This is a genomic window from Falsiroseomonas sp. HW251 (genome assembly GCF_050563545.1).
GTDB lineage: Bacteria > Pseudomonadota > Alphaproteobacteria > Acetobacterales > Acetobacteraceae > Falsiroseomonas.
Map to the genome: position 1 here is coordinate 211,187 of NZ_JBNXUM010000003.1, position 24,165 is coordinate 235,351.

Below are 24,165 nucleotides of genomic sequence, written 5' to 3' on the forward strand. Positions count from 1 at the left end.
TCCGCCGCGGGACAGGAGCTAGCCTGCGGTCTCCACGTAATGCCTGAGTTCCTCGGCCTCGTGGACGGCATCGTCGATGCGCTGCTTCACGAGGTCGCCGATGGACACCAGCCCGGCCAGGCTTCCGTCGTCCTCGATGACCGGCAGGTGACGGATGCGGCGGTCTGTCATCACCGACAGCGCCTCGTTGATCTTCGTCCGCGGCGTGACGGTCTGCAGCGCACGCGTCATCAGCAGCCGCGCGGGCATGGTGATGGCGTCGGTGCCATGCGCGGCGATGCACCGGACGATGTCGCGCTCGCTGACGATTCCGAGCACGTCGCCCGCGCCGTCACGCACCAGCACCGCGCCGATCCGGGCTTCGGACAAGGTCCGGGCGATCACGCCGACCTCGTCCTCCGCGCCGACGGAGACGACCCTGGTGCCCTTGCCCTTGAGGATCCTCGCGATGGTCATGGCCTTGTCTCCCGACAGGAGGAAGCAAGCCTGCCAAACGGCCCTGCAACGAAGCAAGGAATCCCTGTGCTGCGGCGCGGCAATCGCGCCGCAGCTCAGGCGTGGGCCGCGGCCGTTTCGGTCCCGGCCAGCTGCGTCCGCACCAGCTCCGCGAAGCGGCCACCCAGCGCGACCAGCGCGTCGAAGCTGCCGCGCTCCACCACCCGGCCGCCCTCGAAGACCATGATCTCGTCGGCGTCGCGCACGGTGGACAGGCGGTGGGCGATGATGAAGGTGGTACGGCCGGCCATCAGCGCCTTCAGCGCCTTCTGGACCCGCGCCTCGGTCGCGGCGTCGAGCGCACTGGTCGCCTCGTCCAGGATCAGCACCGGCGGGTCCTTCAGCAGCGCGCGCGCGATGGCCAGGCGCTGGCGCTGCCCGCCGGACAGGGCGCTGCCGCGCTCGCCCACCAGCGTGTCGTAGCCCTGGGGCTTGCGGCTGATGAAGTCATGCGCCTCGGCCATCCGGCAGGCCCGCTCGATGTCATCGTCGGTCGCGTCGGGGCGGCCGACCAGCAGATTGTCGCGGATCGACCGGTTGAACAGCAGCGCCTCCTGGAAGACCACGCCGATGTTCCGCCGCAGGCTATCCAGCGTGATGTCGCGGAGGTCGTGGCCGTCCACCGTGATCTTCCCTTCCACGGGGTCCCACAGCCGCTGAAGGAGCGACATGGCCGTGGACTTGCCGGCGCCGGTCTGGCCGACCAGCGCGACCGTCCGCCCGGGCGGCGCCACGAAGTCGATCCCGTCCAGGATGCGCGGCCCGCCGGGGTAGGCGAACGCCACGTTGTCGAACCGCACCTCGCCGGCGACGCGGCCGAGCGACATGGCATCCGCCCTCTCCGGCACGGAGGACCTCGCATCGAGCACCGCGAAGAACTGCTCGAGCGAGGGCATCTGGAAGACCAGCCGCGCCACGAAGCCGACGGCGCCTTCCAGGCGGGATATCAGCAGCGTCGCGAAGCCCATGAAGGATACGATCTCGCCGACCGACGCCTTGCCCACGAGGTGCAGCATGGTGCCGAGCACGAAGATCATGATCGTCGTGAGCGTCGCAGCCGCCCGCGTCAGCACGGCCACCACCGCCCACCAGTTCAGCACCGGGAACTGGCGGTCCAGCACCTGGCGGACGATGTCGCCGAACAGCCGCGCCTCGGAGTTCAGGCGCGAGAAGGACTGCACTACCACCACGTTCGACAGCGCGTCCTGGACGTTGCCGGCGAGCTGGGTGTTCAGCGCCTCCACCTGGCCCTGCTGTGCCTCGGTCTTGCGGATCACCCACACCGAGACGACGACGAACAGTGCCACCAGCATGATCAGCAGCAAGCCGAGCCGCCAGTTCAGGAACATCGTCAGCGGCAGCAGCACGCCGGCCGCAATGAAGGTCGTCAGGTGTTCGCGGAAGAAGGAAAGCCAGAGGTAGAACAGGTTGTCGCTGCCCAGCAGCATCACCTTCATCAGCCTGCCGGATTGGGTGTCGCCGTGGAACGAGAGAGGGAGCGACAGCACGTGCTGGAAGTAGCGCCCCATCACCACCAGGCGGTTGCGGTGCGCCATCCGGTCGGCCAGCAGCGCCACCGCCACGTTGGCGCCGATGGCGGAAAGCCCGACCGCCCCCCACAGTGCGAGGAGGGAGAAGGCTTCCTCCCAGATCGCCGCCGTGGCCATCCGCTCCGACCGCGACAGCAGGTCCACCACGCGGCCGAACAGCACCGGTTCCAGGAAGGACAGGCCGGCCAGCGCCAGGGACGCGAAGGCCAGCCCGATCGCCACCCAGCGATCCGGCGCCAGCAGCGCGAGCACCCGCCCGTAAAGCCTGAGGACATGCATGCCCGGCCCCTTACCGACTTCCGGCCCCGCCGTCACCGGGGCAGCGGGTCACGGCGCCAGGACAGGCACGGGTCCGGCAGCTTGCAACCAGCGGCGGGCGGGGGCAGGTACAAGGCAGCGCTGCAGCGGGGCGGCAGTTCCCGCGCCAGCGGAGGAGACACGTCATGCCGCTCAACCGTCGCCAGACCCTCGGGGGGCTTGCCGCCCCGCTCGTCCTGCCGGGCCTGGCCGTCGCGCAAGGCCAGTGGTCGCCGACCCAGACCGTCCGCATCATCGTCGGCTTCACCCCCGCCGGCACCACCGACATCGCCGCCCGCATCCTGTCCGAGCCGCTCGGCCGTCGGCTCGGCCAGACCGTGGTGGTGGAGAACCGCCCCGGCGCCGGCGGCAACCTCGGCAACCAGGTCGTCGCCCAGGCCGCGCCGGATGGGCATACCCTGCTGATGCAGACCATCAGCGGCGGCGCCATCAACTACGCGCTCTATGGCGCGCGCATGCCGATCAAGCCGGAGGACCTGGCCGCGGTCGCGCTGATGATCCGCGTGCCGAACGCGATCTTCGTCACGCCCTCCCTGCCCGTCCGCTCGCTGCAGGAGCTCGTCGCCTATGCCAAGGCCAATCCGGGCAAGCTCAACATCGGCTCCTCCGGCGCCGGCACCTCGCTGCACATGACGGGCGAGCTGCTGAAGCTCGAGGCCGGGATCGACATGACGCATGTGCCCTTCCGCGGCGCCGGCCCGATGCTGCAGGAGGCGATCGCCGGCCGCATCGAGGTCGGGGTGGACAACCTGCCGAGCGTGATCGGCCACCTGCGCGACGGCCGCCTGCGCGCGCTGGCCGTCACCACGCGGGAACGCACCCCGGCCATGCCGGACGTGCCCACGACGGCCGAGCAGGGCCTTCCCGGCGTCGAGGCGACCGCGTGGTTCGGCCTGCAGGCCCCCGCGCGGACCCCCGCACCGATCGTCCAGCGCTATTCCGACGAGATCAACCGGATCCTCCGCGAGCCCGAGATGCAGGGAAAGCTCGCGGATCTCGGTGGCATGGCGCCCAACCTCACGCCCGACGGCGGCACCAGCCCGGCCGCCTTCGACGCCTTCATCAAGGCCGAGATCACGAAATGGGCCGAGGTGGTGCGCCGCTCCGGCGCGACGGCGGACCAATAGGGCGCCGCGGCCGACGCAGTTCCGGGACACACGCAGATTGCGTTCCGTCCCGGGCCGCCGCTAGCCTCCGCGCGCCGGAGAGAGACAGGGGGGCGCGCGATGAAGCTCGATCTGACCCGGAAGATCCTGACGGCCGAAAGCACGATCGGCGAGCTGCTCGTCAACGGCAAGCGCTTCTGCGTCACGCTCGAGGACGTGGTTCGCGACAGGAAGATCGACGGCGAGACGGCGATCCCCGCCGGCTCCTACGCCATCGAGATCAAGAAGTCTCCGAAGTTCGGCAGGCTGATGCCGCGGCTGATCGACGTGCCGGGATACACGGGTGTCCTGATCCACTGGGGCAATACGGCGAAGGACACCGAGGGCTGCATCCTGGTCGGCGAAAGCAGTTCCAAGAACTTCGTGGGATCGAGCAGGGTGACCTTCGACGCGCTGTTCGACACGCTGCAGCAAGCGAGCAAGGGCGGTCAGGCCATCACGATAACAATCAGGTAGCGATCCCCGGTCGATGCCGATGTCCCGCACCCGCATGACAGCGCGCGGGCGCCGGCACAGCGTGCAGCCCGGCGGTTGAGTCGCCCGGTCGGCCATGCCACGATAACGAGCGGAACCGGCGCGGCCAGTTCGCCTCGGTCTTCCCGGCCTGCAGGACGCGCCACATCGGACACCGCCGCGTCGGCGGCAGGGAGGCTCAGCGTGCCGCCACTTACGCCGATCGCCGGGCGCGTGGCCTGGACCGGCGCCGATCTGGCCGCCGACAAATCCTGGGTCAAGGCGCTGCCTGCCGGCGCCGTCGCCGAGATCGAGGCCGCGCTTGCCGGGCTCGGCGATCGCGCGCCGCCGCGCTTCGGCGCCGCCGAGTTCCCGCTGCCGCGTACCGAGCCCTTTCTGCGCGCGGTCGCGGAGGAGCTGGAATACGGGCGCGGCCTGGTGCGGCTGACCGGTCTCGATCCCGCGCGCCATGCGCCGGCCGACCTCAAGCGCGTCTTCTGGGGGCTGATGTGCCATCTCGGCACGCCGCTGCCGCAGAACACGACGGGCGAGATCCTGGCCGAGGTCAAGGACGAGACCGGCACCGGTGCGTCCGTCGCCGCCGGCTCGGCCCGCGCGCGCAGCCGCTCAACGGGGCCGCTGCGCTTCCACACCGACAAATGCGACGTGCTGGCTCTGCTCTGCGCGGCGAACGGCATTGCCGACGGCGTCTCCCGCATCGTCTCGACCGTTGCGATCAACGACGCGATGGCGGAGCGCCGGCCCGACCTGCTGGCGGAGCTCTACCAACCCTTCTGGCGCGCCCGCCCCGCCGACGAGGAGGGCGAGGGCATGGCGAGCCGCCCCTTCGCCATGCCGGTCTTCGCCCGTGGCCCCGACGGCAGCTTCACCAGCCAGTACAGCCGCACCTATGTCGAGATGGCGCAGGGCATGCCCGGCGTCCCGCCGCTGACCGCGAAGCAGGTCGAGGCGATGGACATGCTCGCCGCGCTGGCCGAGGAGCTCTGCGTCGAGATGCCCTTCGAGCCCGGACAGATCCAGCTGATGAACCAGCACGTCACCTATCACGGCCGCACGGCGTATGCCGACGACGCCGCATCGGGCGCACGGCGAAACCTGCTGCGAATCTGGCTGGCGAGCCCGCTCAGCCGCGCGCTGCCGGCCGGCCATGCCGACCAGTGGGGCGCCGTCGCGGCCGGCGCCTTGCGCGGCGGGGCCATCCCGGGGCAAAGCGCCTTCGCCGCCTGACCGGGAGACGAACGACATGTCCATCCGCCGCCGCGCGTTGCTGGCCACTGCGCTCGCCCTGCCGGCGCTTCAGGCTGCCGCGCAGCCCTGGGCGCCGTCCCGCCCCGTGCGCCTGGTCGTTCCCTTTACTGGCGGTGGCGCGACCGACCTGACCGCGCGGCTTCTCGCGGAACGCCTGACGCCGATGCTCGGCCAGCCCGTGGTGGTCGACAACCGTCCCGGTGCCGGCGGCAACCTCGGCGCCGACCTCGTCGCGAAGGCCGATCCGGACGGCCACACCCTGCTGATGTGCACCATCGGCACGGCGAGCATCAACCAGTTCCTCTATGCCCGCATGCCCTTCCGGCAGGAGGACCTGGCCGCCGTCGCGCTGGCCAATCTCGTCGCCAACGGCGTCGTGGTGAACCCGTCGCTGCCGGTCCGCACGCTTGAGGAGTTCATCGCCTACGCCAAGGCGAATCCCGGTCGCATCAACTACGGCACGCCGGGCAACGGCACCTCGGGACACATGTGCGGCGAATACCTCAAGGCGCGCGCAGGCATCGACATAACGCACATCCCCTATCGCGGCACCGGCGCGCTGATCCCCGACCTCATCAGCGGCACGCTGCAATGCGCGGTGGACAACATCCCGGCCTACATCCCGCATGTCCGCGAAGGCCGGATGCGCCTGCTGGCGGTGACGTCGAAGGAGCGCTGGTTCGCCTTCCCCGAGGTGCCGACCGTCATCCAGTCCGGCATCCCCGGCTTCGAGGCCGTGGCCTGGTTCGGCGTGCAGGCCCCCGGCCGCACGCCCCCAGCCATCGTGAACCGCTACGCCGAGGCGGTCCTCGAGATCTCCCGCGATCCCGCCGTGATCGCCCGCCAGCGCGACTTCGGCGCCGAGCCCAACCCGCTCGGCCCCGCCGCCTTCGAAGCCTTCATTCGCGAAGAGAACGAGAAGTGGCGGGAGGTGGTGCGGGTGTCGGGCGCGAAGCTCGACTGATCCCTTGCTATTCCGCGATCTCCACGGCGATACGCGCCACTGCGTGCGCGATCGCCTCGGCGCGCGGCAGGTCCACGCTCGTCGGCCAGCGATCGTCGGGCGCGTGGAACCAGGGATTGTCGCCGATCAGCGAGAGATAGCGCCCGCCGCGCTGCTCGATCTCATGCGCCTCGCCATTCGCCTTGCCGCCGGTGACCGCCTCGATCGGCTCGGCAGGGTGGCCGGCGGCGACGAGGGCGTCCTTCATGCGGCCGGCCAGCCCTTCGACATTGCTCCGCACCACGAGGTGCTGCGCATCGGCGCAGCCGAGATTGGCCCCGAGATGGATCACCAGCGCGCTGTCGGAGGCGAGCGCCGGTTCGCGCTCGAACGCCGACTGCGCGCCGAGATGGCCGATCTCATGCCCGCAGGTCGCCAGCGCGACGACCGCCCGCGAGCGTGGCGCGGCGGCGAGCGCCCGCAACGCCTCGACCCAGGCGAGAATGCCGCCCGCCCGCTCCGCCGTGCTCGTCCACCAGGATGTGCGCGGCGTCAGCAGCACCAGCGGCGGCGCCCCGCCCGGCAGCTCGGCACGGATGTTCGCGCTCTCCCCCATCCCGCGACGGCCGCTCACCGTGAGGTTCGCCGGCGCGCCCTGCCCGGCCAGGTCCATGAGCCAATCGGCCTCGCTGCCCGGCAGTTGCAGCACCGGCGGGCCGAAGGGCCGGGCGAGGTCATGCGCGTTCAGCGGCGCGATCCCGCCCCCGCGCGTCGTCAGCGCGATCACGATCCCCGTGTGCCGGCTTTGCCGGCGCGCGAGGGCGAAGGGGTTGTTCGGCAGGCTCGCCTCGCGCGGATGCATCCGCGCGCAGCCGAAGCGCGCGGCGGAGCCGATCGGCCCGAGCGTGCCGACGATGCCACCCCCATCCGTGATGCCGCCGTCGAACAGCGGCAGCCCCTTCACCAGCCGGCCGCGCACCAGCAGCGTGGCGGGGCCGGGCATGAAGGGAGCGAAGCGGATGCGCACGGCCTGCGCGGCCGCGCCGGCCTGTTGCGCGAGGTCGCGGAGCCAGGCCGCGGCGGCGGCATCCCCGGCGCTGCCCGTGCGCTTCTCGCCGAAGCCGTCATAGTCAGCGAAAAAGGCCGCCGCCTTCATTCCACGCGCGCCCCGGAGACCTGCACGAGCCGCCGCAGCCGCGCGACTTGGCCCGGCCAGGCCGCGGCATAGGCGGTCGGCGAGGGATCGAGCGTGATGTCGCCGCCGTCGCGCTGCAGCGCCTCGCGCAACGCGGTGTCCTCCGACATCACCTTCACGACGCCGGCGTGGATCCGTGCGACCAGCGCCGGGGGCATGCCGCCTGGACCCACGATCGAACTGTCGCTGACGATGACCGGGCCGTCCGGCACCGTCTCGGCCAGCGTCGGCACCTCCGGCAGCGCGGGAATGCGGCGCGCCGCCGTGGAGAGCAGGACGCGGACCGCATCCTGCTGCTGGCGCGGCAGGACGATGTTGGAAATGGCGAAGGCGAAGTCGACCTCGCCGGTCTCGACGGCGAGCGTGGCCTGGTTGGCGCCCCGGTAGGGGACATGCGTGCCCTCGGCGCCGATCGCCTTGAGCATGGCGGCGGCGGCCATGTGCGCGACCGTGCCGACACCACCGGAGCCGTAGCGCAACCCGCCCGCAGGCGCGCTGCGCGCAGCCGCCAGCAGCGCCGCGATGTCACGCCACGGCGCGGCGGGCCGGACGGCGAGCAGCGCAGGGTTTTCCGCGAAGGACGAAATGGGCGTGAAATCGCGCGTCACATCGTAGCCGGGGTCGTTGCCCATCACGGCGTGGGTGATCGCCGTGCCGCCGCTCCAGAGCAGAGTTGCGCCGTCGGGCGCCGCGCGTGCGACGGCCTGCGCCGCCAGCAGGCCGCCTGCGCCGGCGCGGTTGTCGACGACGATGGCGACGCCCAGCGCCTCGGCAAGCTTCCCCGAGATGAGCCGCGCAAGCGTGTCGGTCGAGGCGCCCGGCGCGAAGGGGACGATCAGCCGAATGCTGCGCGGCAGGTCCTGCGCCAGGGCCGGCCTCGCCAGCAGCGCGGCCGCACCCAGCAGCGCGTGACGACGACGCATGATGCGCTTCCTCCGAATGGATGTCGAAGGAAGCGTAGGCTTGCGCTGCCAGGGCTACAACCGCTCCGGCGCGAAGGTGTCGCAGGCCTCGAGCCGCCCGCTCTCGAGACCCCGCCGGAACCAGCGCGCGCGCTGTTCCGACGAGCCATGCGTGAAGCTTTCGGGCTGCACGGTTCCGCGCGCGCGGCGCTGCAGCCGGTCGTCGCCGACCGCCGCGGCCGCGTTCAGCCCTTCCTCGATGTCGCCCTGCTCCAGGATGTTTCGCGCTTCCTGCGCGCGCCGGGCCCAGAATCCGGCCAGGCAATCCGCCTGCAGCTCGACGCGCACCTGCAGCGCATTCGCCTCGGCCTCCGAAGCGTGCTGGCGGAGCTGGTCCACGCGCCGCAGCACGCCAAGCTGGTTCTGCACGTGATGCCCGACCTCATGCGCGATGATGTAAGCGCTGGCAAAGTCGCCATTCGCGCCGAGCGTCCGCTGCAGCTGCGCCATGAAGCCGAGGTCGATGTAGACCCGCTGGTCGTTCGGGCAATAGAAGGGCCCGACCTGCGACTGGGCCACGCCGCAGCCGCTCTCCGTCGCGCCGGAGAACAGCACCAGTCGCGGATTCTCGTATTGCCGCCCGAGCGAGCGGAAGACCGGGTTCCAGACATCCTCCGTCTCCGCCAGCACGCGGGACACGAAGCGCGCCGCCGCATCGTCCTGTGGCGGGCGTTGCGCCGGGGCCTGCTGCTCCTGCGGCGCGAGCTGCCCGCCGCCGCCGGACAGGATCACGCCGGGGTCGACGCCCAGGAACAGCGCGAGCAGCACCAGCACCACCGTGCCGAGCCCGCCGCCCACCACCATCCGGCCGCCGCCCATCCCCCCGCCGCCATAGCCCTGGCCGCGCCGGTCCTCGACATTCTCGCTCTCGCGTCCATCATCGAGCCGCATGGCCTGTCCTCCGGTCCGGGTCGGGAACGTCGCCCGCCGCGCCGGGGTTTCAGCGCCCCATCAGCAGCGCGGCGAGCGGCGCCGAGAGGCCGACCGCCTCCCGCCCCGCCGGCGCGGCGAAGGGTCCCGTCATCGGCTTCGGCAACCCCAACGCGACGAGCATCTCCGCCATCTTCACCGCGCAGGCGATGCCATCCAGCAGCGGCACCTTAACGAGCGGCTGCAGCACGCGGTCCATCCCCGCCAGCACCGCACCCGCCAGGATCACCGCGTCGGCGCGCGCGGAAAGCTCCTCCACCGCCTCCAGCAGGCGTCGTTTCGCGATTTCAGGCTCGCGCATCACGTCCTGCACCGTGCCCGGGATCGCCCGCACCTCGCTGCAGCGCGAGGCGAGGCCGTGCCGTGCCACGAGCTCCTCATAGGCGCTCGGCTGGCCGATCGTCAGGATCGCGAAGCGCGCGCCGACCAGGCAGGCGGTCAGGCAGGCCGCCTCCGTCATGCCGACCACCGGGCAGGGCATGATCTGCCGTGCGGCGTCCAGTGCGGTGTCGTGGCTGACGGCCAGCACCACCGCGTCCACGCTGCCGGCATGCCCCGCCAGCAGGTCGAGCATGGCGTGGGAAGCGATCGCGTTCTCCGCCCGGGTCGAGATCACGCGCGGGCCGAAGGCGGGCGTGGCGCCGACGATCTCCGTCCCCGGCGCCGCCGCCGCGCGCGCGGCGGCCGCGCAGGTCTCGGTGATAGGGGCGGTGGTGTTGGCGTTGGCGATCAGGATGCGCATCGCGCAATCCTCGCGCGCCGCGCCCCGCGCCGCAACAAGCGCCTCAGCCGCCGACCATCCCGCCCACCGCGCCCGGCGCCGGCCCCTCGCCGATTGCGGCCATGCCGGCGGGCAGTGCGCGGGAATTCGCAGTCACCAGCAGCAGCCGCACCGCCTGGCGCTGCGCGCCCTCGGCGGCGCCCTCGACGCCCTCGGCGCGCCGCTTCCAGACCTGGAGCGGGTTGAACAGCAGCACGTCGCCCGGCCGCACCTCGATCTTCAGCGCCAGGCCCGGCTCCGCGCAGATCGCGTCCAGCAGGTCCAGCGCCTCGACCTGCGCGGCCGTCAGGCGCGGCGTCTCCGGCAGGCGCTGCGCGGCCTCGATCGCGTCGCGGGCATAGCGGCCGATGAAGGCGCCGGATGCCGCGCTGAACACCGGCAGGTCGGCGACTCGCGGCGCCTCCTGCGGGCCGAGCAGCAGATGCGGCAGCGGCGCCTGCAGCAGGCCCAACGCCGCCCGATCCCGCTTCAGCATCTCGTTGTGGACCGCGGCGGCGGCAACCAGCATCACGGGGTCGCCCTCCGGCGGCTGGCGCAGCGTCAGCATCGCGACGACATCGGCGGCATCCGCGTGGAAGCGCCAGCGCGCCGCGCCGGAGGCCGGGCTCGCGACCCGCGTCACCGCCTCGCCGCCCGGCCCCTGCGGCAGGGCGCGGCCGAGATGCACGCCGAGCACCAGCAGCAGCGCCTCCGCCTGCGCCTCGCCGATCCGGTCGAGCGGCAGACCGCGCAGCAGCGCGAAGCCCCGTCCGATGTCGAGCCTGGTCGCGGCCTGGCGCAGCACGGGACCGAGGCGCGGCAGCGGCGCCTCCGCGGCGCCTCCAGGCACGCGCCCGCCAAGCGCGGCAAGCGCCGATTCCAGTTCGGCCGCATCCTCCGCACCCAGCGGGATCATCCAGTCCGGCATGCGGAGATCGGCGGCATGCCAAGCGGCCTGCCCGGCCTGAGGCGCAAGCCGGGGCCGGGCGGGGGCATTGGGCGTCGGGGGGCTGGCGCTCATCCCCGTGAGGCTAGCAGCCCCGCGGGGCCGCGCACACATGACCGATGCGTCAGCTTGCGAGGCCAGCGCTTCGCCCGCACTCTTGCGCACGACATCCGGAGAAGCCGCATGGACGCCGCTACCGCGCGCCACCCTGCCCTCGACCTGCCTTTCGACGCCGAGGCGATCCTTGCGGGGCTGAAGCCCTGGGTCGAATGCGAGAGCCCGACCTTCGATGCCGCCGCCGTTAACCGCATGATGGATCTGGCATCGCGCGAGCTGGCGCTGCTCGGCGCGCGGATCGACCGCATCCCGGGCCGGATGGGCTTCGGCGACTGCGTCCGCGCACGCTTCCCGCACCCGGCGGGCGATGCGGTGCCGGGCATCCTGGTGATGGCGCATCTCGACACCGTCCACCCCGTCGGCACCTTGGCGAAGCTGCCCTGGCGTCGCGACGGCGGCACGGTGCGCGGCCCCGGGATATTCGACATGAAGGGCGGCACTTATCTCTCGGTCGAGGCGATCCGCCGCATCCTGGCCGCCGGCATCGCGACGCCCCTGCCCGTGACTTTCCTGCTGACCTCGGACGAGGAGATCGGGAGCCCCTCGACGCGAGACCTGATCGAGGCCGAGGCATCCCGGTCACGATACGTGCTGGTGCCGGAGCCCGCGCGCCCCGATGGCGGCGTGGTCACCGGCCGATACGCCATCGCGCGCTTCAACCTGCGCACGACAGGGCGCCCCAGCCATGCCGGCGCCACCCTCGGCGAGGGCCGCAGCGCGATCCGCGAGATGTGCCGCCAGGTGCTCGCGATCGAGGCGATGACGACGGAAGACTGCACCTTCTCCGCCGGCGTCTTCCATGGCGGCACCTGGGTGAACTGCGTGCCGACGCATTGCGACGCCGAGGTCCTGTCCATGGCCAAGCGCCAGGCCGACCTTGATTCGGGGGTGGAGCGCATGCTGGCGCTGACGTCGTCCACCAACGAGGTGCTGCTCGAGGTGAAGCGCGGCGTGACCCGGCCGGTCTGGGAACCCGATGGCGGCGTGATGGCGCTGTACGATCATGCGCGCGGCCTTGCGCGGTCGCTCGGCTTCGACATCAGCCACCAGTCCAGCGGTGGCGGCTCGGACGGCAACTTCACGGGGGCGATGGGCATCCCGACGCTGGATGGCCTCGGCGTCGGCGGTGCGGGGGCGCATACGCTGGACGAGCACATCGCCATCGGCACGCTGGTTCCGCGCGCGAAGCTGATGGCGGGGCTGCTCTCGACGTTGTCGTGATCAGCGCTGCGGCTGGCCGAAGAGCGGCCGCAGCCTGATCCCAGGCCAGCGGCCCGGGATCACGGCAACCAGCCGGACCAAGCTGTACAGGCTGCCCGAGGACGCGCCGCCGATGTAGGCGCCGACATTGCAGCCGAAGGAAAGCCGCGCGCCGAGCAGCAGCCCGGCATCCGCCGCCGCGGAGTGATTGGCGAGCCACAGCATGGACAACGCGTCCCGCGCAGGTCCCGCCCTGTTTTCACGCGGGGACGGCCTTCCGTTACGCGGTGCGACGGCCGCCCGTGAAAGCGAGCACGGCGCCGAGAAGCGCGAAGCCGCCCGTCATCGCCGCGAAGGCGCCGAAGCCGAAGAAGGCCAGCAGCAGCCCGCCCAGCGCCGCCGCCCCCAGCCATCCCACGCAGGCCGAGGTCACGTTCAGCCCCAGCACCGTCCCCCGGATCTCCTCGGGCACCGAACCCAGCGAGGCCATCACGCAGGGCCGTGCGACGGAGGTGCAGAGCACGAAAAGGAAGCCAAGCACGACCGATGCCGCGACGCCGCCCTGCCACAGGAAAAGCGGCAGCGAGACGAGCCCCGCCCCGACCATCGCAACGCCGTAGGTCGTCTTGCGGTCGCCGAACCGGTCCGCCAGCTGCCCGCCCGCCAGCGTGCCCAGGATGTTGCCGCCGGCGAACAGCATCAGCGGCACCGCGAGCCCCGCCACCGACACGCCATAGCTGAGTTGCAGGAAGGACGCGAAGAAGGTGATCGCCAGCGCGTAGCAGCTGCGCTCGGCGATGCCCATCAGCAGCAGCCGCGCGACCGGGCCGGTCAGCGCGGCGCGGTAGCTGCCGCTGCCGTAGCGGCCTTGCTGCACGCCGCCCGCCGGGGCGCGCGTCACCAGGAACAGAGCGGCCGCCGCGCCGAAGGTGACGGCGGCGAAGCCGAGATGCACGCCCCGCCAGCCCACGATCGCGCCGATCGCCGCGGCCAGGGGAAGGCCGAGCAGCATGGCAATGGACTGCCCCGACAGCGCCCAGCCCAGCGCCCGCCCGCGCTGACCGTCCGGCACGCGCGACGACACCTCGGTCGCGACCGCCGCGGAGACCGCTCCTGCGGAGAACCCGGCGAGCGTCACCCAGAACGCGACGCCCCAATAGGTCTCCGCCAGCGCGACGCCGGTCATGCACACCGTCAGCCCGACCGGCCCGCCGATCAGGAAGGGCCGCCGCCCGATACGGTCCGACCACGACCCCGCCAGCAGCGAGGCGATGCCCCAGGCCACCGCATTGACCGCCATCAGGTTGGCGGTGAGCGGCACCGTGGTCTCGAGGTCGCGCGCCATCTCGATCAGGAAGGGCGCGCGGGTGTTGCCGCTGGCGCTGATCGCGAACATCGCGAAGGCCGCGCTCGCGATCAGCGCCCACGGCAAGGGCTGCTTCACCAGGCGGCGCTCAGCCGCCGTCCACCGAGAGCACCTGGCCGCTGATCCAGTTGGCCTGCTCGCTGGCGAGGAACAGCACGCCGTTGGCGATGTCCTGCGGCGTGCCGAGGCGCCGTACCGCGATCCCCTCCACCAGCGCCTTCTTGCCTTCCTCGCCATAGCTCTCGAACTGCACCAGCGTCGCGGGATTGGACAGCACGAAGCCCGGCGCCACGGAGTTCACGGTGATGCCGAACTGCCCGAGCTCGCGAGATAGCTGCCGAGTCAGCCCGACGAGCGCGTGCTTCGCCGCGCAATAGGCCTGGATGCCGGTCTTGCTCGGCTTGAGCCCCGCGCCCGAGCTGATCGTGACGATCCTGCCCTTCCCCGCCTTCTTCATCCCCGGCACGACCGCACGGGCCAGGTTGAAGGCGGCATGGGTGTTGATGTCGAAGATGGCGTGCCAGTCCTCCTCCGGCACCTCCTCAACCGGGCGCATGGCCTGGCCGCGCACGCCGCCGGCGTTGCAGACCAGCACGCCAATGGGGCCGCCCGTCGCGGCCTCGACGGACCTGATCCAGTTCGCGGCGGCGCCCTTGGCCGTGAGGTCGAAGGCGGCGGTGACGATGCCGGTGCCGGCGCGCGTCTCCGCCAGCTCGGCCTCCGACAGGTCACAGGCGAAGACGCGGGCACCGAGCTTGTCGAAGCTCTGCGCGATGGCGCGGCCGAAGCCGTGCCCCGCGCCGGTGACGGCGACGGTGACGCCGTCATAGCGGATGTTCATCGGAGGCCCTTCATCAGCTCGTTCAGGTTGTCGTCGGACATGCCGCGCTCGCCGCGCTCGCATTGGTGGATCATCGCGATCAGCCGCTCCAGCGCCGGGCAGGCGATGCCGTGCTTCGCGCCGATCGGGATCACCACACCGATCTGCGCATCCGCCGGCGTCGCACGGCGCCGCACCCAGAGGTCGCGCCAGATGCCGGAATGCGTCTTGGCGTTGGGCCGATTGAACTCGACCAGCGCGGCGACCGAGGCGCGCGCCGCGTCCTCGCTCGCGCCGGCGTAGAACGCCTTGGGGTCGAAACCGTTGAAGCCGAGCGGCGTCACGCCCTCGGCCCGCGCGACCGCCATCACCTCCGAACACAGGGCGCGCACCAGCGGCAGGATCTCCGGCCTCGCCAGCGTGTCCGCAATGCCCTTCTCCGCCAGGCCCTGCATGTAGAGCAGCGAGGAATAGGCGAGTTTGCCCCACAGGAAGCCCCAGATATTGGGCGTCAGGACCGCGTTCGGCTCGAAGGTCTCGCGCAGAATCCCGTGCAGCGCGGTTACCCGCGGCGTCATGGCGCCGTCGAGCTCGCCGACGACCACCGCGCCGCGGTTGCCGTAGATGATCCGTCCGGGCCCGAGCCAGTCCGCGCCGAAATTGACGAAGGCGCCCATGGTGCGCTCGGCGCCGCAGACCTCAGCGATCACGCGCTCGCATAGCCCGTTCTGCAGCGACAGCACGTAGCCGTCCGGCGCCAGGTGGGGCAGCAGCGCCCGGCAGGCTGCCTCGGTGTCGTGAGTCTTCACTGCCAGGAAGATGCGGCGGTAGGTCCCCTGCACCGCATCCGGCGCATAGGCCGGCGCCGTGACCTTGAAGGCAGCCACCGGCCCTTCGATCTCCAGCCCGCGTCCGGGGTCGCGGATGGCGGCGACGTGATCGGGCACGATGTCCACGAAGACCACGGCATGCCGCGCGCGGATCAGATGCGCGCCCACGGTGCCGCCGATCGCGCCGGCGCCCCAGACCAGGATCGGCCCGCGGTCCACGGCGTCGCGCGCCGCCTGCTTCCCGGCTTCCTTCGACACCTCGGCGCAACTCCCTCATGCGTGCGGCGCGCTTGCCCGCGCCGGCGACCGCGGATCAGATGCATCCAACGCTAGCCGGGAACCACGGGACGTCAATGCGGCCTGACCGCACGCCATGAGGGAGGTCGACAATCTTAGCGGCGCTGCGCTGATGTCGGCGGCCGCCGTCGTCTTCGCGGCCGAGGCGCTGGCGATCCGCTGGATGACGTCACGCGGGATCCCGGTGGAGGTGCAGGTCTGCGCCCGCGCGCTCGGCCAGCTCGTCTGGATTTGCCCCACGGTGCTGCGTACCGGCCTGCAGGTCTTCCGTACGCGGCGCCTGCCGCTGCACCTGCTGCGCGGCCTGGCCTCGCTGCTGACCTGGGCGGGCTACTACGGTTCTTTCACCCGGATCGAGGCGGCAACGGCGACCGCGCTGTCCTTCACCAATGTCATCTTCACTACCTTGGCCGCCGGCCCGCTGCTGGGTGAGAAGGTGGATCGCTGGCGCTGGATCGGTGCGCTGACCGGCATCCTCGGCATCGCGGTGATGCTGCGCCCGGGCGGCGGCACGGACCCCGTCGGCGCGGCCATGGCGATCGGCGCCGCGCTCGCCTGGTGCGGGATCACCATGACCTCGCGCAGCCTGACGCGGACCGAGGCGACGACAACCATCCTCGGCTGGGTCGGCCTCGTGACCTTCGGCGGCAGCCTGCCCTTCGCGATCCTGGCCTGGACACCGTTGAACATCGGCGACATCGCGATCCTGGCCGTCATCGTCCTCTTCTCGCCCTCCATCATCTTCCTGGTCACAGAGGCGCTGCGCTACGGCGAGGCCTCGGCGATCGCGCCCTTCCAGTATCTGCGCCTGGTCTTCGTGGCCGCCACGGCCTGGCTGATCTGGGGCGAGGCGCCGGATGCCTGGGGCTGGATCGGGACGGCGATCATTCTGGGCGGCGCGCTGGTCGTCACGGTGTCGGAGGCCCGCAAGCGATGAGCCCGTTGGCGCAGGCCGCGCTGCTTGCCGTCGCCTCGGCCTTCATGTTCAACATCGAGACGGTCGTGGTGAAGGCCATCGAGGGCGTGCCGCTGGCGACCATCGTCTTCGCCCGTGCGCTCGGCCAGCTGCTCTGGACCGCGCCGGCCTTCATCCGCGATCCCATCGGGCTGGTCTCCACGCGCCAGCTCGGGCTCAACCTGCTGCGCGGCGCGCTCTCCGGCGTGTCCTGGTTCATGTATTTCGCGAGCTTCGGGCGCCTGTCGCTGGCGGTCGCGACGGTGCTGTCCTTCACTTCCGTGCTCTTCGTCACCGCGCTGGCCAGGCCGGTACTGGGGGAAACGGTGCGTTGGCGCCGCTGGACCGCGACGCTCGTCGGCTTCCTCGGCGTGGTGGCGATCGTCCGCCCCTGGGACGCGGCCGGCGGCATTCCGCTGGAATGGCCGGTGCTGGCGGCGATCGGTTCGGCCTTCCTCGGCGCCGGCATCGTGCTGACCACCAAGATGCTGGCGCGCAGCGAGCGCACCGAGACCATCATGTTCTACATCGGCCTGGTCACGACCGCGATCGCCGCCCCCTTCGCGCTGCCGCAACTCGCCTGGCCGGGGTGGTGGAATGCGGGGTTGCTGCTGCTGACCGGGACGGCGGGGCCGCTCGCGATGGTGCTCTGGATCAACGCGCTCCGCCTAGCCGATGCCTCCGTCATCGCCCCGATCTCCTATGTGCGGCTGGTCTTCGCGGCCTGCTTCGGGATCGTGCTGTTCGACGAGATGCCGGACAGCTGGCTCGGCATCGGCGCGGCGCTGATCGTCGGCAGCGCGCTCTACATCACGCAGCGCGAGGCGAAGGTGGCGAACCGCAAGGCCGCGCCGCTCGCCGCCTCGCCACTGACGCCGGCTCAGCCCGCGAAGCCCGCCTCGGCGAGCGCCGCGTCGAGCGGCGACGCATCCAGCCCGAAGTCTCGGTAGCCCTGCCGGAGATGCGCGACATACCAGTCTTCGGGCGGACCCGGCCGGTGTTTCCGCTCGACATAGGTCCAGGCCTCATTCCCATCAGGCAGCGGGACGCGGATGCGTTCGTAGCAGCCGGCCGCGACCCCTTCCCAGCGATCCAGCGCGCGCAGATGCGCCGGCGTGACGCGCCAGAGCCCGACCGGCACCGCCGCCGCCGCGACCGGCAGGATGGAGGCATAGCGGTTCACCGCCAGCCGCCAGCCCGCCAGCTGCGCCACGCCCTCGGGCCTCGCGCCGCGGCACCGGCCCAGCAGCCTGGCGTGGTCGAGGTTGCTGCCATAGGCGGCGTAGAGGCGCGGCAGGGCCATGCCGCAGCCTCGCGCCACCGTGCCGGCCGCGCAAGGATGGCGCGATGATCCTGCTGCTTCAGGCCGCGCCGCTGGTCCTGCTGCTGGGGCTGCTGCTGTCGGGCCGTGCCGGGCCGGTGCCGGCGGTGCTCGCCGCGCTGGCCGCGGCCGTGCCGGCCGTCCTCGCCTCGGTCCCCGCCGCCGACGCCGCCGGCCTGCTGGCGAACGAGGCGCTGCGCGGCGCCTTCCTCGCGCTCAAGCCGATCGGCGTGGTCGCGGGCGGCCTGCTGTTCCACGCCGCGGTGACGCAGGAGACGGCTGCCGCGCCGACGCGCCCTGATCCGCGCCGCATCTTCATCGCCACCATGCTGGCCGGCGCCTTCCTGGAAAGCGTGACGGGCTTCGCCGTCGGCGCGGTCTTCGCGTTGTCATCGCTGCGCGCGATGGGTCTCGGCGGGGCGCCGGCGGGCACGATGGCGCTGCTGTCCCTGACCCTGGTGCCCTGGGGCGCGCTGGGGCCCGGCACGGCGCTCGGCGCGGCGCTGGTGGGGCTGCCGGCGCAGCAGATCGCCGCCGCCACGGCGCTGCCCAACGCGGCCTGGATCCTGCTGCTGGCGCCCCTGCTCTGGCGGCTCTCGGCGCTGGCCGGCGTGCCCGTCCCTGCAAATGAGCGTCTGGTCCAGGCCGCCGCGCTGCTCGCCATGGCCGTGCTGCTGGTCGTGCTGCACGGCGTCCTGCCCTTCGAGGTGATCGGCGTCGTCGCGCCGGGCCTGCCGCTGCTCGTGCTGCTGTGGCGCCTCGATCCGCCGCGCGGAGGGAAGGGCTGGCGCCGCGCTGGCGCCCTGCTCGGCCCCTATCTCGGCCTGACCGCGGCGCTGCTGGCGGCCCAGTCATGGACGGCGGCGCCGGCCTGGGCCCCCTTCCCCGAACTGCCGGGGCTGCCCATTACCCATGTTGCGGTTGTCCTGTGGCTGGTGGCGGGCCTGCTGCTGCTGCGCCGGCCTGACGGCGCCGCGGCCGCTCGCCAGGCGCTGGAACGCGCGAGGAAGCCGGCCATCGCGATGCTGCTCTATGTCGTGCTGGCGCGCTGGCTGTCGGGATCGGGCATCGCGGCGTCGCTGGCCGAGGCGCTGGCCGGCGCGCTCGGGCCGGCCGCGCCCTATGCGGTGCCGGTGCTCGGGCTGACGGCAGGCATCGTCACCGGCAGCAATGTCGGCTCCGCCAGCGCGCTGATGCCGGTGCAGCAGGCGCTCGGCCAGGCCGCAGGGATGCCCGCCCTGCTCGCGCCGTCGCTGCACAATTTCGCGGGCTCCGCCGGGGCCGGCATGTCCTTCGCGGTCACCGCCATGATCTGCGGCCTGCTGGCGGACGGCACCAGGCCCGTCCGCCTCTGGCGCCTGCTCTGGCCGTCGATGCTGGCAGTTGTCGCGCTGGGCTGGATCGCGGTCGCGATGCGCCCGTGACCTTCAGCGCGCGGCGCTGTCCACGACGACCTCGCCCGAGACGGGGTCGGTCACCCCGAGACCGCCGCCGAGGTCCGCCAGGGTGTCGCGGAAGCTGTCGAGAGTGGCGATCATGTGCGGCCGCGCCGCGGCCATGGCCGCGAGGTCGTCCCACTCGCCTACCACGCAGAAGGTGCTCTCCCCGGTGCGGGCCAGCATCATCCGCCGGCAGCCCGGCCAGTCCGCCTTCGCCTTCCGATGCGCCTCGATGAACTCGGCTTCGCGCCCCGGCTTCACGCGGAACCGCACGGCATTCAACGCGGTCATGCTAGTCCTCCCTTGGCCTGCCCCGCGGGCGGCCGTGAGCCCGGCGGCGACAGGCTAGCAGGTCGGTGCCTTGCCCGGGCATTGCGGGATTGAAATGCGGCGAACACTTTCCGGACACGCTTGGCGCCGCTAGCGTCCGGCCCGGGGAAGCGCGGCCAGAGGTGGTGCCGCCTCTGGAGACGTGACGGATGGATTTCCTGCTCGCTGAAGGGGCCCAGTTCCTTCAGATCCTGTGGCTCAACATCATCCTGTCCGGCGACAACGCGGTGGTCATCGGCCTGGCGGCGGCCGGGCTGCCGGAACGCCTGCGCAACAAGGCCGTGCTGTTCGGCATCGTCGCGGCGGCGGTGCTGCGCATCATCTTCTCCATCTTCGCGACCTTCCTGCTGACGCTGTGGTGGATCGACATCGTGGGCGGGCTCGCGCTGCTCTACATCGCCTGGGGCTTCTTCAGGGAACTGCGCGGCGGCGACGAGGGCGAGGAACACGCCGGCGAGCACAAAGAGAAGACACTCATGCAGGCGCTCTGGCAGATTATCATCGCCGACGTCTCGATGAGCCTCGACAACGTGCTGGCCGTCGCCGCGGTCGCGCGCAACAACCTGCCGATGCTGGTGGTCGGCCTGCTCGTGTCCATCGTGCTGATGGGCGTGCTCGGCGGGTTCCTGGCGAAGCTGCTCGACCGCTACAAGATCATCGCGTGGATCGGCCTGGCGCTGATCGCCTGGATCGGGATCGAGCTGCTGTGGGAGGGCCTGGTCATCGCCAATGCCACGCTGCATCTCGGGCTGCCCCTTCCGGAGCCGCACGCCGCAGGTCACTGAAACGCACTCCCCGGACCCGCGCGGGCCCGGGATTGAAGGATTGCCGGCAGTTAACCTATACGGCCGGGGAAAGGCGGGCGCCGGGTGCCCGCACCCCGGGGAGACGCCACCATGACCCTCACTCGCCGCCTGGCCCTTGCGGCCGGCCTGATCCTTCCGCTCAGCGCCGCTCCGGCGCTGTCCCAGACGCAGGTTACGATCAGCCACCCGCTGCCGCTGAACAGCCACTACGGCGCCGGCGCGACCGCGTTCAAGGAAGCCTTCGAGCGCGCAACGAACAACCGCTACCGCGTTAGCATCCAGCGCAACGATAACGAGCGCGAGGGCATCGAGGCCGTCCAGATCGGCACGCAGGAATGCACGATCACCTCCACCGGCCCGGTCGGGAATTTCGTGCCCGAGGTCCGGGTCCTCGACGTGCCCTTCCTGTTCCGCGACACCGCCCATGCCCGCGGCGTGCTGGACACCCAGATCGGCACCGAGCTGCTCGCCCGCTTCAATTCCCGCGGCCTGGTCGGCGTGGTGTGGATGGAGAACGGCTTCCGCCACCTCACCAATTCCCGCCGCGAGGTGAACGCGCCGGCCGACGTGCGCGGCCTGAAGGTGCGCACGATGGAGAACCAGGTCCATATGCGGGCCTTCCAGACACTCGGTGCCCTGCCGACGCCGATGGCGTTCAGCGAGCTGGTGCCGGCCCTGCAGCAGGGCACGGTGGATGGGCAGGAGAACCCGATCCCGGTGATCGTGGCGAACAACCTGAACCAGGTGCAGCGCTTCCTGACGCTGACCGGCCACGTCTATTCGCCGGCCGTGCTGATCTGCAACCCGGGCTTCGTGGGCCGGCTGAACGCCGCCGACCGCGTCGCCCTGCAGGAGGCCGCGCGCGCCGGTGCCGCGGCGAACCGCGCCCGCGTCACCGCCGACGAGCAGACCGGCGTGGACGAGCTGCGCCGCCGCGGCATGACCGTCGTGACCAGCGTGGACAACGCGGCCTTCCAGCAGGCGCTGCAGCCCGGCGCGTCGCAGATCGAGAGCGGCCTGGACCAGGCGATGCTGCGCCGCATCCGCGACTGGCGCCCGGGGTCGTAACCGGACGCGGAGAGGCTGATCGAAGGGGGCGCGGGGCAGCCCGCGCCCCCTTTCGCGTGAGCAGGGGGTAACGATGCACGCGATGAACGTGCTGCCGCTGCAGGTGACCGTCGTCGCGACGCTGGTCGCGGTCGCGGTCGCGCTCTGGGCGGGATCGGGGGGTGGCGCCCGCGCGGCGCTGCGCGGCGTCGTGCTCCGGCTCGACCGCGCGACGACGGCGCTGGCCGCGATGCTGGCCTGCCTCGCGCTCGCCGTCGCAGTGGGCGCCGGCCTGTGGCAGGTGATCGCGCGCTTCGCAACCGAGACACCCTCCATCTGGTCCGAGGCGCTGGTGCGCATGGCGCTGATCTGGATGGCCTATCTCGGCCTGGCGCTGGCGCTGCGCACGGGCGCGCTGGTCTCGATCGACGTAGCGCACCGCTATTCCGGCGGCGCGCTGCGCCGCGCGCTGGAAGCGGCCGCGCTGGCCTGCTCGCTGTCGATGATGGGCATCATGTTCTGGTTCGGCTGGGAGATGGCGTTGCGCGTCCGCTTTCAGGAACTCGCGGGTCTCGAGGTCTCGATCGCCTGGGGCTACGCCGCGATCCCCGTCGGCGCGGTCTTCGCCATGGTCGGCGCGATGGCGCATTTCCTCGACCGTCGGTCCGAAGAGCTGGAGGCCGCGGTATGAGCGGGATGATGCTCACCGTGATGCTGGTGCTTTTCGCCGCCAGTATCCCGGTCGCCGTCGCGATCGGCCTTGCCGCCGTCGTCGGCGTGGCGGGCTACACGAATTTCGCGCTGATCGTCGCCGCCCAGCAGCTTTTCGTCGCGCTGGACAAGTTCCCGCTCGCGGCCATCCCCTTCTTCATCCTGGCCGGCAACCTGATGGATGTCGGCGGGATCTCGCGCCGGCTGGTGGAATTCGCGAAATCCATCGTGGGCGGCGTGCAGGGCGGGCTGCCCGCGACCTGCGTCGTGACCTGCATGATCTTCGCCGCGATCTCCGGCTCCTCCGTCGCGACGACCTTCGCGATCGGAACCATCATGATCCCGGCGCTGGTGAAGGCCGGCTACCCCGTCGCCTTCGCCGCCGCGCTGCAGGCGACGGCCGCCGAGCTTGGCGTGATCATCCCGCCATCGATTCCGATGATCCTATACGGCGTCACCACCCAGACCTCGATCCCCGAGCTCTTCATCGCGGGCTTCGGGCCGGGCTTCCTGATCGGCGGTGCGCTGATTGCGACCGTCCTCGTGTGGTGCCGCATCAAGGGCTGGGGGAAGCTGGATGGCGAAGGCCGGCTGCCCTTCGGCTCCGCGCTGCGCCAGGCCGGGTGGGCGCTGTTCATGCCGGTCGTGGTGCTGGGCGGCATCTACGGCGGCGTCACCACGCCGACCGAGGCATCCGTCATCGCGGTCGTCTACGCCATCCTCGTCGGCATGTTCCTCCACCGCGAGCTCGGCTGGCGCGACCTCTACCCGATCTTCCGCAAGTCGGTGATCAGCTCCGCGGTGATCATGTTCATCATCGCCTGCGCGGCGCTGTTCTCCTGGCTGCTGAACCGGCAGGGCGTGCCGGACCTGGCAGCGGCATGGCTGGTGGAGACCTTCGACGGTGCGGCGATGTACCTGCTGGGCGTGAACCTTTTCCTTTTCGTCGTCGGCATGTTCGTGGAGACCTCGGCCTCCATCATCGTGCTCGCGCCGATCCTGGCCGAGGCCGCACAGCGCTTCGGCATCGACGGCGTGCATTTCGGCACGATCATGGTGGTGAACCTGGCGCTCGGCATGATCACGCCGCCCTTCGGCGTGAACCTCTTCGCCGCGGCGCAGGTGGCGGGCACCGGCATCGACAAGATGATGCGCTACCTCCCCGTCTTCATCGGCGTGATCTTCGCCTGCCTGATGGTGATCACCTACGTCCCCTGGATCACGCTGACGCTGCCGCACCTGGTGTTCCGGTGACCGTCACCGCGCTCGTGGCCAGGCCGACCCGCCCGGCGCCGCCGGTCTGCGTCCCGGAGGCGCTGACGCATCTGCGGCGCGATCCCGTGCTGAAGCGCGTCATCCGCCAGATCGGGCCCTGCGCGCTGCGGCCGGTGCGGCGCGAACCCTACGAGGCACTGGTCCGCGCCATCGCCCACCAGCAGGTGCACGGCCGCGCGGCCGAGGCGATCCTCGGCCGCTTCATCGCGCTCTATCCCAGCCACGACTTCCCGCCCGCGCACGCCGTGCTGGAGACGTCGGCGGAAGCGCTCCGCGGCTGCGGCCTGTCCGGGTCCAAGGTCGCCGCCATCCGCGATATCGCGGAGAAGGCCGTGGGCGGCCTGGTGCCGACCCGCAAGGCCGCCGCGCGCCTGACCGATGAGGCGCTGATCGAACGCCTGGTGGCGATCCGCGGCGTCGGCCGCTGGACCGTCGAGATGCTGCTGATCTTCACGCTCGGCCGCCCCGACGTGCTGCCGGTGGACGATTTCGGCGTGCGCGAGGGATGGCGCGTCGCCACCGACGCGGACGCCCAGGTGAGGCCGCGGGAACTCGCCGCCATCGGCGAGGCCTGGGTCCCCTGGCGGTCCATCGCCGCCTGGTATCTCTGGCGGGCCGCGGATGCCGCCAAGGCGAGCACCTTCAAGCCGCAGTAGCGCGGGTG

General features: G+C 71.6%; 26 protein-coding genes. 13 read left to right on the forward strand and 13 right to left on the reverse strand.

All coding sequences use genetic code 11. The features are described 5' to 3' along the window. Positions 1–18: 18 nt before the first annotated feature. Positions 19–456, reverse strand: a complete 438-nt coding sequence (locus tag ACLF3M_RS04665) for a CBS domain-containing protein (RefSeq protein WP_430655691.1) — start codon at positions 454–456, stop codon at positions 19–21. Between the two features lie 95 nt (positions 457–551). Beyond that, positions 552–2,324 carry a glucan ABC transporter ATP-binding protein/ permease gene (locus ACLF3M_RS04670; RefSeq protein ID WP_430655692.1) on the reverse strand — a complete coding sequence of 591 codons (1,773 nt, stop codon included), beginning with the start codon at positions 2,322–2,324 and terminating at the stop codon, positions 552–554. A gap of 164 nt (positions 2,325–2,488) precedes the next feature. On the opposite strand from ACLF3M_RS04670, the gene ACLF3M_RS04675 reads away from it, so the two are divergent. The 4 genes from ACLF3M_RS04675 to ACLF3M_RS04690 all read left to right on the forward strand — a co-directional run bounded on the left by ACLF3M_RS04675 (position 2,489) and on the right by ACLF3M_RS04690 (position 6,215). After that, entirely contained in the window at positions 2,489–3,490 is a 1,002-nt protein-coding gene (locus ACLF3M_RS04675) for a Bug family tripartite tricarboxylate transporter substrate binding protein (protein WP_430655693.1), read from the forward strand. Between the two features lie 99 nt (positions 3,491–3,589). Beyond that, a complete protein-coding gene (locus tag ACLF3M_RS04680; protein WP_430655694.1) occupies positions 3,590–3,985 on the forward strand; it encodes a DUF5675 family protein in 396 nt (131 codons plus the stop codon). 201 nt (positions 3,986–4,186) lie between these two features. After that, positions 4,187–5,230 (forward strand): TauD/TfdA family dioxygenase, encoded by a 1,044-nt coding sequence (locus tag ACLF3M_RS04685; protein ID WP_430655695.1) that lies wholly within the window; start codon positions 4,187–4,189, stop codon positions 5,228–5,230. A 16-nt stretch (positions 5,231–5,246) separates the two neighbouring features. Then, a complete protein-coding gene (locus tag ACLF3M_RS04690) occupies positions 5,247–6,215 on the forward strand; it encodes a Bug family tripartite tricarboxylate transporter substrate binding protein (RefSeq protein ID WP_430655696.1) in 969 nt (322 codons plus the stop codon). Positions 6,216–6,222: 7 nt separating this feature from the next. On the opposite strand, the gene ACLF3M_RS04695 is transcribed toward ACLF3M_RS04690, so the two are convergent. The 5 genes from ACLF3M_RS04695 to ACLF3M_RS04715 are packed head-to-tail and all read right to left on the reverse strand — an operon-like array spanning position 6,223 to position 11,062. Then, positions 6,223–7,350, reverse strand: a complete 1,128-nt coding sequence (locus tag ACLF3M_RS04695; protein WP_430655697.1) for a hypothetical protein — start codon at positions 7,348–7,350, stop codon at positions 6,223–6,225. Beyond that, the gene (locus ACLF3M_RS04700; protein WP_430655698.1) at positions 7,347–8,312 is read right to left on the reverse strand and encodes a tripartite tricarboxylate transporter substrate binding protein; all 966 of its coding nucleotides are present in this window, start codon (positions 8,310–8,312) and stop codon (positions 7,347–7,349) included. Before ACLF3M_RS04700 ends, ACLF3M_RS04695 begins: the two co-directional genes overlap by 4 nt. Positions 8,313–8,366: 54 nt before the next feature. Beyond that, positions 8,367–9,242 (reverse strand): KPN_02809 family neutral zinc metallopeptidase, encoded by an 876-nt coding sequence (gene ypfJ / locus ACLF3M_RS04705; protein WP_430655699.1) that lies wholly within the window; start codon positions 9,240–9,242, stop codon positions 8,367–8,369. A 49-nt stretch (positions 9,243–9,291) separates the two neighbouring features. Further along, a complete protein-coding gene (locus ACLF3M_RS04710; protein WP_430655700.1) occupies positions 9,292–10,023 on the reverse strand; it encodes an aspartate/glutamate racemase family protein in 732 nt (243 codons plus the stop codon). Between the two features lie 43 nt (positions 10,024–10,066). Next, positions 10,067–11,062 (reverse strand): TauD/TfdA family dioxygenase, encoded by a 996-nt coding sequence (locus ACLF3M_RS04715; protein ID WP_430655701.1) that lies wholly within the window; start codon positions 11,060–11,062, stop codon positions 10,067–10,069. A gap of 108 nt (positions 11,063–11,170) precedes the next feature. Here ACLF3M_RS04715 and ACLF3M_RS04720 point away from each other — a divergent pair, with 108 nt between their 5' ends. Continuing rightward, the gene (locus ACLF3M_RS04720; protein WP_430655702.1) at positions 11,171–12,325 is read left to right on the forward strand and encodes a M20/M25/M40 family metallo-hydrolase; all 1,155 of its coding nucleotides are present in this window, start codon (positions 11,171–11,173) and stop codon (positions 12,323–12,325) included. Here the strand turns inward: ACLF3M_RS04720 and ACLF3M_RS04725 are convergent, their stop codons facing one another. From ACLF3M_RS04725 to ACLF3M_RS04740, 4 genes are read right to left on the reverse strand one after another with little or no spacing between them, the layout of a single operon-like run. Beyond that, on the reverse strand, positions 12,326–12,529 hold the full coding sequence (locus ACLF3M_RS04725) for a YeeE/YedE thiosulfate transporter family protein (protein WP_430655703.1): 204 nt from the start codon (positions 12,527–12,529) through the stop codon (positions 12,326–12,328). It lies immediately after the preceding gene. Positions 12,530–12,584: 55 nt separating this feature from the next. Next, complete coding sequence (locus tag ACLF3M_RS04730) at positions 12,585–13,748, reverse strand: MFS transporter (RefSeq protein ID WP_430655704.1); 1,164 nt, start codon at positions 13,746–13,748, stop codon at positions 12,585–12,587. A 10-nt stretch (positions 13,749–13,758) separates the two neighbouring features. Further along, complete coding sequence (locus tag ACLF3M_RS04735) at positions 13,759–14,511, reverse strand: SDR family NAD(P)-dependent oxidoreductase (RefSeq protein ID WP_430655705.1); 753 nt, start codon at positions 14,509–14,511, stop codon at positions 13,759–13,761. Beyond that, positions 14,508–15,578 carry a ketopantoate reductase family protein gene (locus ACLF3M_RS04740; protein ID WP_430655706.1) on the reverse strand — a complete coding sequence of 357 codons (1,071 nt, stop codon included), beginning with the start codon at positions 15,576–15,578 and terminating at the stop codon, positions 14,508–14,510. The genes ACLF3M_RS04735 and ACLF3M_RS04740 overlap by 4 nt, the downstream gene beginning before the upstream one ends. Positions 15,579–15,693: 115 nt before the next feature. Between ACLF3M_RS04740 and ACLF3M_RS04745 the strand changes: the two genes are divergently transcribed. Together ACLF3M_RS04745 and ACLF3M_RS04750 are read left to right on the forward strand one after the other, a co-directional pair. Beyond that, positions 15,694–16,554 (forward strand): DMT family transporter, encoded by an 861-nt coding sequence (locus ACLF3M_RS04745; protein ID WP_430655707.1) that lies wholly within the window; start codon positions 15,694–15,696, stop codon positions 16,552–16,554. Beyond that, complete coding sequence (locus ACLF3M_RS04750; RefSeq protein WP_430655708.1) at positions 16,551–17,522, forward strand: DMT family transporter; 972 nt, start codon at positions 16,551–16,553, stop codon at positions 17,520–17,522. Before ACLF3M_RS04745 ends, ACLF3M_RS04750 begins: the two co-directional genes overlap by 4 nt. Here ACLF3M_RS04750 and ACLF3M_RS04755 read toward each other — a convergent pair. Continuing rightward, entirely contained in the window at positions 17,453–17,875 is a 423-nt protein-coding gene (locus tag ACLF3M_RS04755) for a gamma-glutamylcyclotransferase family protein (protein ID WP_430655709.1), read from the reverse strand. The two genes, ACLF3M_RS04750 and ACLF3M_RS04755, sit on opposite strands and share 70 nt — an antisense overlap. A 44-nt stretch (positions 17,876–17,919) precedes the next feature. Between ACLF3M_RS04755 and ACLF3M_RS04760 the strand changes: the two genes are divergently transcribed. After that, on the forward strand, positions 17,920–19,317 hold the full coding sequence (locus ACLF3M_RS04760; protein WP_430655710.1) for a hypothetical protein: 1,398 nt from the start codon (positions 17,920–17,922) through the stop codon (positions 19,315–19,317). Between the two features lie 3 nt (positions 19,318–19,320). Here the strand turns inward: ACLF3M_RS04760 and ACLF3M_RS04765 are convergent, their stop codons facing one another. Continuing rightward, complete coding sequence (locus tag ACLF3M_RS04765; protein WP_430655711.1) at positions 19,321–19,623, reverse strand: putative quinol monooxygenase; 303 nt, start codon at positions 19,621–19,623, stop codon at positions 19,321–19,323. 188 nt (positions 19,624–19,811) lie between these two features. On the opposite strand from ACLF3M_RS04765, the gene ACLF3M_RS04770 reads away from it, so the two are divergent. The 5 genes from ACLF3M_RS04770 to ACLF3M_RS04790 all read left to right on the forward strand — a co-directional run bounded on the left by ACLF3M_RS04770 (position 19,812) and on the right by ACLF3M_RS04790 (position 24,157). After that, positions 19,812–20,447: a TerC family protein gene (locus tag ACLF3M_RS04770; protein WP_430655712.1), complete on the forward strand. Its 636-nt coding sequence runs from the start codon at positions 19,812–19,814 to the stop codon at positions 20,445–20,447. Between the two features lie 111 nt (positions 20,448–20,558). Continuing rightward, on the forward strand, positions 20,559–21,536 hold the full coding sequence (locus tag ACLF3M_RS04775) for a DctP family TRAP transporter solute-binding subunit (protein ID WP_430655713.1): 978 nt from the start codon (positions 20,559–20,561) through the stop codon (positions 21,534–21,536). 73 nt (positions 21,537–21,609) lie between these two features. After that, positions 21,610–22,206: a TRAP transporter small permease gene (locus tag ACLF3M_RS04780; protein WP_430655714.1), complete on the forward strand. Its 597-nt coding sequence runs from the start codon at positions 21,610–21,612 to the stop codon at positions 22,204–22,206. Next, positions 22,203–23,480: a TRAP transporter large permease gene (locus ACLF3M_RS04785; RefSeq protein WP_430655715.1), complete on the forward strand. Its 1,278-nt coding sequence runs from the start codon at positions 22,203–22,205 to the stop codon at positions 23,478–23,480. Before ACLF3M_RS04780 ends, ACLF3M_RS04785 begins: the two co-directional genes overlap by 4 nt. Continuing rightward, positions 23,477–24,157 carry a DNA-3-methyladenine glycosylase family protein gene (locus tag ACLF3M_RS04790; protein ID WP_430655716.1) on the forward strand — a complete coding sequence of 227 codons (681 nt, stop codon included), beginning with the start codon at positions 23,477–23,479 and terminating at the stop codon, positions 24,155–24,157. Before ACLF3M_RS04785 ends, ACLF3M_RS04790 begins: the two co-directional genes overlap by 4 nt. Positions 24,158–24,165: the final 8 nt, after the last annotated feature.

Bases quoted from the DNA above. Each gene is read 5' to 3' on its own strand.
- ACLF3M_RS04665 (WP_430655691.1), bottom strand. From the start codon at position 456: ATGACCATCGCGAGGATCCTCAAGGGCAAGGGCACCAGGGTCGTCTCC.
- ACLF3M_RS04670 (WP_430655692.1), bottom strand. From the start codon at position 2,324: ATGCATGTCCTCAGGCTTTACGGGCGGGTGCTCGCGCTGCTGGCGCCG.
- ACLF3M_RS04675 (WP_430655693.1), top strand. From the start codon at position 2,489: ATGCCGCTCAACCGTCGCCAGACCCTCGGGGGGCTTGCCGCCCCGCTC.
- ACLF3M_RS04680 (WP_430655694.1), top strand. From the start codon at position 3,590: ATGAAGCTCGATCTGACCCGGAAGATCCTGACGGCCGAAAGCACGATC.
- ACLF3M_RS04690 (WP_430655696.1), top strand. From the start codon at position 5,247: ATGTCCATCCGCCGCCGCGCGTTGCTGGCCACTGCGCTCGCCCTGCCG.
- ACLF3M_RS04695 (WP_430655697.1), bottom strand. From the start codon at position 7,350: ATGAAGGCGGCGGCCTTTTTCGCTGACTATGACGGCTTCGGCGAGAAG.
- ACLF3M_RS04700 (WP_430655698.1), bottom strand. From the start codon at position 8,312: ATGCGTCGTCGTCACGCGCTGCTGGGTGCGGCCGCGCTGCTGGCGAGG.
- ypfJ (WP_430655699.1), bottom strand. From the start codon at position 9,242: ATGCGGCTCGATGATGGACGCGAGAGCGAGAATGTCGAGGACCGGCGC.
- ACLF3M_RS04710 (WP_430655700.1), bottom strand. From the start codon at position 10,023: ATGCGCATCCTGATCGCCAACGCCAACACCACCGCCCCTATCACCGAG.
- ACLF3M_RS04715 (WP_430655701.1), bottom strand. From the start codon at position 11,062: ATGAGCGCCAGCCCCCCGACGCCCAATGCCCCCGCCCGGCCCCGGCTT.
- ACLF3M_RS04720 (WP_430655702.1), top strand. From the start codon at position 11,171: ATGGACGCCGCTACCGCGCGCCACCCTGCCCTCGACCTGCCTTTCGAC.
- ACLF3M_RS04725 (WP_430655703.1), bottom strand. From the start codon at position 12,529: ATGCTGTGGCTCGCCAATCACTCCGCGGCGGCGGATGCCGGGCTGCTG.
- ACLF3M_RS04735 (WP_430655705.1), bottom strand. From the start codon at position 14,511: ATGAACATCCGCTATGACGGCGTCACCGTCGCCGTCACCGGCGCGGGG.
- ACLF3M_RS04745 (WP_430655707.1), top strand. From the start codon at position 15,694: ATGAGGGAGGTCGACAATCTTAGCGGCGCTGCGCTGATGTCGGCGGCC.
- ACLF3M_RS04750 (WP_430655708.1), top strand. From the start codon at position 16,551: ATGAGCCCGTTGGCGCAGGCCGCGCTGCTTGCCGTCGCCTCGGCCTTC.
- ACLF3M_RS04755 (WP_430655709.1), bottom strand. From the start codon at position 17,875: ATGGCCCTGCCGCGCCTCTACGCCGCCTATGGCAGCAACCTCGACCAC.
- ACLF3M_RS04760 (WP_430655710.1), top strand. From the start codon at position 17,920: ATGATCCTGCTGCTTCAGGCCGCGCCGCTGGTCCTGCTGCTGGGGCTG.
- ACLF3M_RS04765 (WP_430655711.1), bottom strand. From the start codon at position 19,623: ATGACCGCGTTGAATGCCGTGCGGTTCCGCGTGAAGCCGGGGCGCGAA.
- ACLF3M_RS04770 (WP_430655712.1), top strand. From the start codon at position 19,812: ATGGATTTCCTGCTCGCTGAAGGGGCCCAGTTCCTTCAGATCCTGTGG.
- ACLF3M_RS04775 (WP_430655713.1), top strand. From the start codon at position 20,559: ATGACCCTCACTCGCCGCCTGGCCCTTGCGGCCGGCCTGATCCTTCCG.
- ACLF3M_RS04780 (WP_430655714.1), top strand. From the start codon at position 21,610: ATGCACGCGATGAACGTGCTGCCGCTGCAGGTGACCGTCGTCGCGACG.
- ACLF3M_RS04785 (WP_430655715.1), top strand. From the start codon at position 22,203: ATGAGCGGGATGATGCTCACCGTGATGCTGGTGCTTTTCGCCGCCAGT.